Origin of the sequence: Methylorubrum podarium (assembly GCF_022179745.1) — a bacterium.
In the GTDB taxonomy this organism is placed as follows: domain Bacteria; phylum Pseudomonadota; class Alphaproteobacteria; order Rhizobiales; family Beijerinckiaceae; genus Methylobacterium; species Methylobacterium podarium.
On the sequence record NZ_BPRD01000417.1, the window covers coordinates 1 to 6,392 of the forward strand.

Annotated in this window: 7 protein-coding genes; 2 read left to right on the plus strand and 5 right to left on the minus strand. The window is 71.6% G+C overall.

Features of this window, described 5'->3' with window-relative positions:
* Positions 1-117 precede the first annotated feature (117 nt).
* From MFF42_RS19615 to MFF42_RS19635, 5 genes are read right to left on the minus strand one after another with little or no spacing between them, the layout of a single operon-like run.
* Positions 118-840, minus strand: coding sequence for an ABC transporter ATP-binding protein (locus tag MFF42_RS19615; RefSeq protein WP_238257252.1), 723 nt, complete (start codon positions 838-840; stop codon positions 118-120).
* 1 nt (position 841) lies between these two features.
* A complete protein-coding gene (locus tag MFF42_RS19620) occupies positions 842-2,155 on the minus strand; it encodes an ABC transporter substrate-binding protein (protein WP_238257253.1) in 1,314 nt (437 codons plus the stop codon).
* A 52-nt stretch (positions 2,156-2,207) separates the two neighbouring features.
* Complete coding sequence (locus tag MFF42_RS19625) at positions 2,208-3,269, minus strand: maleylacetate reductase (RefSeq protein WP_238257254.1); 1,062 nt, start codon at positions 3,267-3,269, stop codon at positions 2,208-2,210.
* Positions 3,266-4,048, minus strand: coding sequence for a CoA-transferase subunit beta (locus MFF42_RS19630; RefSeq protein ID WP_238257255.1), 783 nt, complete (start codon positions 4,046-4,048; stop codon positions 3,266-3,268). The genes MFF42_RS19625 and MFF42_RS19630 overlap by 4 nt, the downstream gene beginning before the upstream one ends.
* Positions 4,048-4,908, minus strand: coding sequence for a CoA transferase subunit A (locus tag MFF42_RS19635; RefSeq protein WP_238257256.1), 861 nt, complete (start codon positions 4,906-4,908; stop codon positions 4,048-4,050). The genes MFF42_RS19630 and MFF42_RS19635 overlap by 1 nt, the downstream gene beginning before the upstream one ends.
* Before the next feature lie 143 nt (positions 4,909-5,051).
* Between MFF42_RS19635 and MFF42_RS19640 the strand changes: the two genes are divergently transcribed.
* Positions 5,052-5,843 (plus strand): IclR family transcriptional regulator domain-containing protein, encoded by a 792-nt coding sequence (locus tag MFF42_RS19640; protein ID WP_238257257.1) that lies wholly within the window; start codon positions 5,052-5,054, stop codon positions 5,841-5,843.
* Positions 5,844-5,861: 18 nt separating this feature from the next.
* Positions 5,862-6,392 (plus strand): alpha/beta hydrolase (locus MFF42_RS19645; RefSeq protein WP_238257258.1); only part of this gene is annotated, 531 nt, incomplete at its 3' end.

The window sequence follows — 6,392 nt, forward strand, 5'->3', positions numbered from 1 at the left end:
CGGGCTCGCCCGCGGGCGGGGGCAGGTGCGAGACGGTCCAGGCGAGGTCGAGGCCGAACAGGGCCTGGAAGTCGCCGTAGCCGCCGACGAGGCGCCGGATTTCGAGGAGGCTTCCCATCAGACCGGCGAGCCCAGATAGATGTCGCGCACCTCGGCCGAATCCATCACGGCGCGGGGCTCGCCCTCGGCGATCAGGCGGCCGAAGTTAAGCACCGCGAGGCGCCCGACCACCGCCAGCAGGGCGTGCACGATGTGCTCGATCCATACGAGGGTGATCCCGCTGCGGTGCACGGCGCGGACGGTCTCGACCAGTTCGGCGCACTCGCCCTCGGTGAGCCCGCCGGCGATCTCGTCGAGGAGCAGCAGGCGCGGCGCCGTGGCGAGCGCGCGGGCCATCTCCAGGCGCTTGCGGTCGAGGAGGGTCAGCGAACCGCCGAGGCGGTTGGCCTTTCCGAGCAGGCCCGTGCGCTCCAGGATCTCCGCGCACCCCTCGCGGATGTCGGCCTCGCGGGCGCCGCGACCGAAGCAGGCGGCGACGAGCAGGTTCTCGAACACGGTCAGCTTCTCGAAGGGCTGCGGCACCTGATGCGAGCGGCACAGGCCGGCCACGCAGCGCCGCTGCGCCGGCATCCGGGTGATGTCCGCCCCGTCCAGGGTGATCCGCCCGGCATCGGCCGCGACCGCGCCGGTGATCAGGGCGAACAGGGTGGTCTTGCCCGCCCCATTCGGCCCGATGATCCCCAGCGCCTCGCCCTCGGCGACGGCGAGCGAGACGTCCTGCGCGACGACCAGGGAGCCGTAAGCCTTGCGCACGCGGTCGAGGGCGAGCAACGTGGTCACGTTACGCCAGCGCCTCCATCTTGCCGCCGAGCGGCACTTCGGGCGCGGTCTGGTTGTCCACCACGACGATGTTGAACGTGCCGTCGTCCGCCAGACGCCACTGCCCGCCCACGATCGGCGTGCGGCAGATGTTCCTGCGCGCGAAGGGGGGCACGTTGTCCTGGCCGAACTTCACCCGGCCGACGATGGTCTGCAGGTCCGTGGCGCCCACCGCCCTGGCGTTGGCCTCGGGGTCGGTCGGGTCCTCGCTGCGCTTGAGCGTATCCACCGCGACCTCGGTCAGGGCATGGGTGAAGCCGATCGGCTGCGTCCACGGCTTCCCCGAGGCTTGGGTGTAGGCGTCGGCGAGCTGCTTGCAGCTCTGGCCGGTGAGCGAGGACTTGAACGGGTGGCTCGCGCTCCACCACACCTCGGAGGAGAGGTTGTGGCCGGCCTTGCCCAGCCCCTGCACCGAGACCGGGAAGAGGAGGGCTTTCGCCACCGACGCCACCTTCGGCCGAAAACCCTGCTGGCGGGCCTGGGTCCAGAAGGTGGTGAAGTCGGGCGGCAGCACCACGCCCGTCACGATCTCGCAGGTGGCGTTGCGGAAGGCGGTGATCTGGGCGGTGAAGTCGTCGGTGAGGTTCTGGTAGCGGCCGGGATCGGTCACCGTGTAGCCCTTCGGACCGAGCACCGGCGGGAAGCCGAGCTTCCGGTCGCCCCAGGCGTTGCCGTCGCCGTCATTGGGGAAGAGGCCGGCCACATGCCGGTTGGTATCGAGCTGGCCCCACATGTTGGTGTAGGCCGCGATCACGTCCTCGATGCCCCAGAAGAAGTTGTAAGTATAGTCGAAGGGTTTCGGGTCCGCCGGGTTCGCCTGCCGGCCGAAGAAGAACGGCTGCCAGGGCGTGCCCGAGGCGATGCAGGCCACCTGTTCGATCTCGCACTGCGTCGCCACCGGCACCGAGGTCTCGGGCGTCGCCTGGACGATCATCAGGTTGATCGCGTCCTGCGCGATCAGATCCTTCGCCACCTGCGCCGCCCGGTTGGGGTTGGACTGGCTGTCGCGCACCAGCACCTCGACCCGGTAGCTCTTGCCGCCGACCTTGAGTCCGTCCTTGACCAGCGTTCTGAAGCTGCCGAGCACGAAGCCGTCGGCCTCGGCGAACCCGGCGAGCGGGCCCGTCGTCGGGGTGACGTAACCGATCTTGAGGGTGGAGCCGCCGGCCGCCCGCACCGCCGGGGCGGCGAGCGAGCCGGCCGTGAGCGCCGCGCCCGCGGCGGCGCCGGTCTTCAAGAATTGCCGGCGGCTAACGCCGGGAAGCAGGATCGACATCAGGGTTCCTCCGTGGGGCGCCGGGCTCTTGCGGCCCGGTCGCCGGTTGTGGTCAGGCCAGCGGGTCTCCTGCCCAGGCGCCGGCGATCAGCGCGCGCAGGCGAGGGCGTTCGAGGGGGGCGGGATTCCAGTAGGGGTTCTCGAGGGCGAGGTCGGCGGCACGATCGATGCCGTCCTCCGGCATGCCGAGATCGCGCAGCGCCATCGTGGCCCCGAGCCCCCGGGCGAGGTCGTAGAGGGCGGTCGCCGCCTCGCCGGCGCCGAGCGCCGCGGCGATGGCCGCCATCGCCTCCGGCTCGGCCGCAGCGTTGTAGCGCACCGCGTGCGGCAGCACGGCCGCGTGGGTCTCGGCATGCGGCAGGTCGAACGAGCCGCCGAGCGTGTGGCAGAGCTTGTGATGCAGCGCCATGCCGACCGAGCCGAGACAGATGCCGCACAGCCACGCGCCGTAGAGCGCATCGGAGCGGCCCCGCCGGTCCTGCGGGTCGGCCTTGACCCGCGGCAGGGCGCGGGCGAGGGCGGCGATGCCCTCCCGCGCCATCAGGCAGATCACCGGGTTGCGCTCGCGGGCGTAGAGGGCTTCCACGGCGTGCGCGATGGCGTTGATCCCCGAGGTGACCGACAGGGCCACCGGCAGGGTCAGGGTGAGATCCACGTCGTAGATCACCACCTCGGGCAGGATCTTCGGGTCCGTCCGCGTGGTCTTCACCCCGTCCCGGGTCTCGCCCAGGATGGCGGTCATCTCGGAGCCCGCGTAGGTGGTCGGCGCCACGATCTGCGGCAGGTCGGTCCGCAGGGCGATCGCCTTGGCGAGCCCGGTGGTCGAGCCGCCGCCGACCGCGACGACGCCATCGATGCGCTCGGCGGTCACCCGCTCCATCGCCCGCTCGGTCACCTCGACCGGCGTGTGCATGGTGGCGCCGGCGAACACCCCGGCCGCGCGCGGGCCGATGCGCTCGGCGAGCGCGCGGCCCTCCGCCTCCTGCTGCGGGGTCGCCAGCACCAGGACGCGGGAGAGGTTCAGCCGCCCGACCTCCTCGGGCAGGCGCGCGAGGGTGCCGGAGCCGAAGATGACGCGGCCCGGGTTGGCCGTATAGGTGAAAGCCTCCATCATGCGGTCGCTCCGGAACCGTGGGCGAGGCTGGTGCGCGCGTGCAGAGCGCGCAGGACGCTCAGTTCCTCCTCGCTCGGGGCCGGCGTCTCCGCCAGCGCCTCGACGAAGCGCAGCGGCCAGCCGCAGGCGGCGGCGATTGTCCCGCGCGCCACGCCGGGATGCAGCGCGGTGACGGTGAGTTCCCGGCTCTCCGGATCGGGCTCCAGTATGCAGAGATCGGTGATGACCCGCGTCGGCCCCTTGGTCCTGAGCCCGAGCCGCGCTCGATGGTCGCCGCCCTCGCCGTGGCCCAATGAGGTGACGAACGACAGCCGCTCCACGAAGCTGCGCGTGCCCATCGCCATGGTGATCAAGATCTCGCCGCAGCAGGCCGCGATCTCGGGCGCGCCGCCCCCGCCCGGCAGGCGCACCTTGGGGTGCTCGTAGGAGCCGACCACCGTCGTGTTGAGGTTGGCGAAGCGGTCGATCTGCGCCCCGCCCAGGAACCCCACGGTGATGCGGCCGCCCTGCAGCCAGTAGCGGAACATCTCCGGCACCGGCACGGTGGTCAGCGCCGTGTCGCACAGCTCCCCGTCGCCGATGGAGAGCGGCAGCACGCTCGGCCGGGCGCCGATGGTGCCGGACTCGTAGATCAGGGTGATGCCCGGCGCATGCGTCAGGCGCGCGAGGTTGCAGGCGGCCGAGGGCGCGCCGATGCCGACGAAGCACACGTCGCGGCTGGTGAGCGCGCGGGCGGCCGCGACCGTCATCATCTCGGAGGGCGTTGCGGAGGCGGCCATCACGCGACCCTGTGCCCGGCCGCGAGGCGATGCACGGCGAACGCTTCGGGACCGACGGCGAGCACGTTGGCCTGCATCCAGGCCCGGAACCGGTCGCGGTCGCGGGCGATGGCGTCCCAGGCGGTGTAGAAGGCGTTGTCCCGCGGGTAGTAGCCGTGCGCGTAGGAGGGGAAGGCCCCGCCCGGCACCTCGACCACGGCGTCCACCGTCCAGGCCGGCAGCACCACGGCGTTCGGGCTGCGCGGCCCGAACGTCTCCACCACCTCTTCCACGGTGACGACGCTGCGGCAGGCCGCGAGCACCGCCTCCTTCTGCACGCCCAGGATGCCTTCGAGCAACACGTTGCCCTCGCGATCCGCCTTGAGGGCGTGGATGATCGTCACGTCCGGCCGAATCGCCGGGACGGCGGTCAGCACCTCGCCGGTGAAGGGGCAGGTGACCGAGCGGATGGCGTCGTTGACCTTGGGCAGGTCGGTGCCGACATAGCCGCGGAACACCGCGAAGGGCAGGTTCGCCGCCCCCGCCTCGTAGGCGTTGGCCATGGCGGCATGGCTGTGCTCCTCCAGCGCCAGGGGATGGGGCCAGCCCTGCTCGACCGCGTCGCGCAGCCGGTGCAGCGAGCCCACCCCTGGATTGCCGCCCCACGAGAACTTCAGGGTCTTGGCGCAGCCCATGCCGATCATCTGGTCGTAGAGGATGTCCGGCGTCATGCGCACGAGGGTGAGGTCGCGCCGGCCCTGGCGGATGATCTCGTGCCCCGCCGCGTAGGGAATCAGGTGCGTGAAGCCTTCGAGGGCCACCACGTCGCCGTCCCGGACATGCTCGGCAACGGCCGAGGCGAGATCCATCCTCCGTCCCATCCCGATCTGATTCCCGTCCCACAGGCGTCCCGGGGCGCTCGGGCGCCGCTCGTTGCCAGCATGTGATCAGCATTGCCGAAGCTCGTCAAGGGCGGATAGTTGACAACTGTGCGATATGCGAACATTCTGACGAAATGAACAGGATGAACAAGTCGACCGGCGACGCGAACAGGGACGGAGGGCGGGACGGCGACCGCATGGGCGGTCTCGCCAAGGGCCTTGCCGTGATCGAGGCGTTCGACGGGAGCCGGCCGCGACTCGCCATCGCGGACGTCGCCCGCATCGTCGGGCTGGAGCGCGCCACGGCGCGGCGGTGTCTGCTGACCCTGGTCGAGCTCGGCTATGCCGAGCACGACGGCAAGTTCTTCTCGCTGACGCCGCGCATCCTGCGCCTGGGCACCGCCTATCTGTCCTCGACCCCGCTGCCGGCCATCGTGCAGCCCTTCCTGCAGGCCCTGTCCGAGCAGACGGGGGAGAGCTGCTCGGCCTCGATCCTGGAGGGGACGGAGATCATCTACGTCGCCCGCGCGGCCCAGCAGCGGGTGATGTCGATCAACCTGCATGTCGGCAGCCGCCTGCCGGCCTACTGCGCCTCGATGGGCCGGGTGCTGCTCGCCGCCCGGCCGGAGGCGGAGGCGCGGCGCATCCTGGAAGCGACCGACCGCCGTCCCCTCACCCGGAACACCCGGACCGCCATGGCCGACCTCATGGCCGAACTCGCCGCCGTGCGGCAGGACGGGCATGCCGTCATCGACCAAGAGCTGGAGGTCGGCCTGCGCTCGATCGCGGTCCCGATCCTCGCCGCCGACGGGCGCGTGGTGGCTGCGATCAACGTCGGCGCCCAGGCGATGCGGGTGTCGGTCGAGGATATGCGCCGGACCTTCCTGCCGCTGATGCTGGGCGTGCAGGGCGAACTCCGGCGAATGCTGAGCTGACCGCCGGAGGACGATGGCATGCACACCCATCCGCCGCTCGATTGGCGCCCCGATCCCGAGGCAAGCCATGTCGGCATCCTGATCCATGGCCGCGGCCGCGATCCCGAGGAGATGCAGGGCCTTGCGGCGGCGCTCGGCCTGCCGGGCCTGCGCTGGCTCTTCCCTCGCGCCGACGACGCGACCTGGTATCCGCAGAGCTTTCTGGCGCCGATCGAGAAAAACGAGCCCAGGCTGTCGGCCGCCATCGCCCATATCGAGGGTCTGGTGGCGGGCCTGCTCGCCGAGGGCGTTCCCGCGGACCGCATCCTGCTGGGCGGTTTCTCGCAGGGCGCCTGCCTCGCCGCCGAAGTCCTGGCGCGCCATCCCCGGCGGCTCGCCGGAGCGCTGCTCTTCACCGGCGGCCTGATCGGGCCGCCCGGCACCGCCTGGCCGGTCCGCCCCGTGCTCGCGGGCCTGCCCGTCTATCTCACGACCAGCGAGATCGACGAATGGGTGCCGCCGGCCCGCGTGCGCGAGACCGAGGCGTGGCTCGAGGCGAGCGGCGCGGCG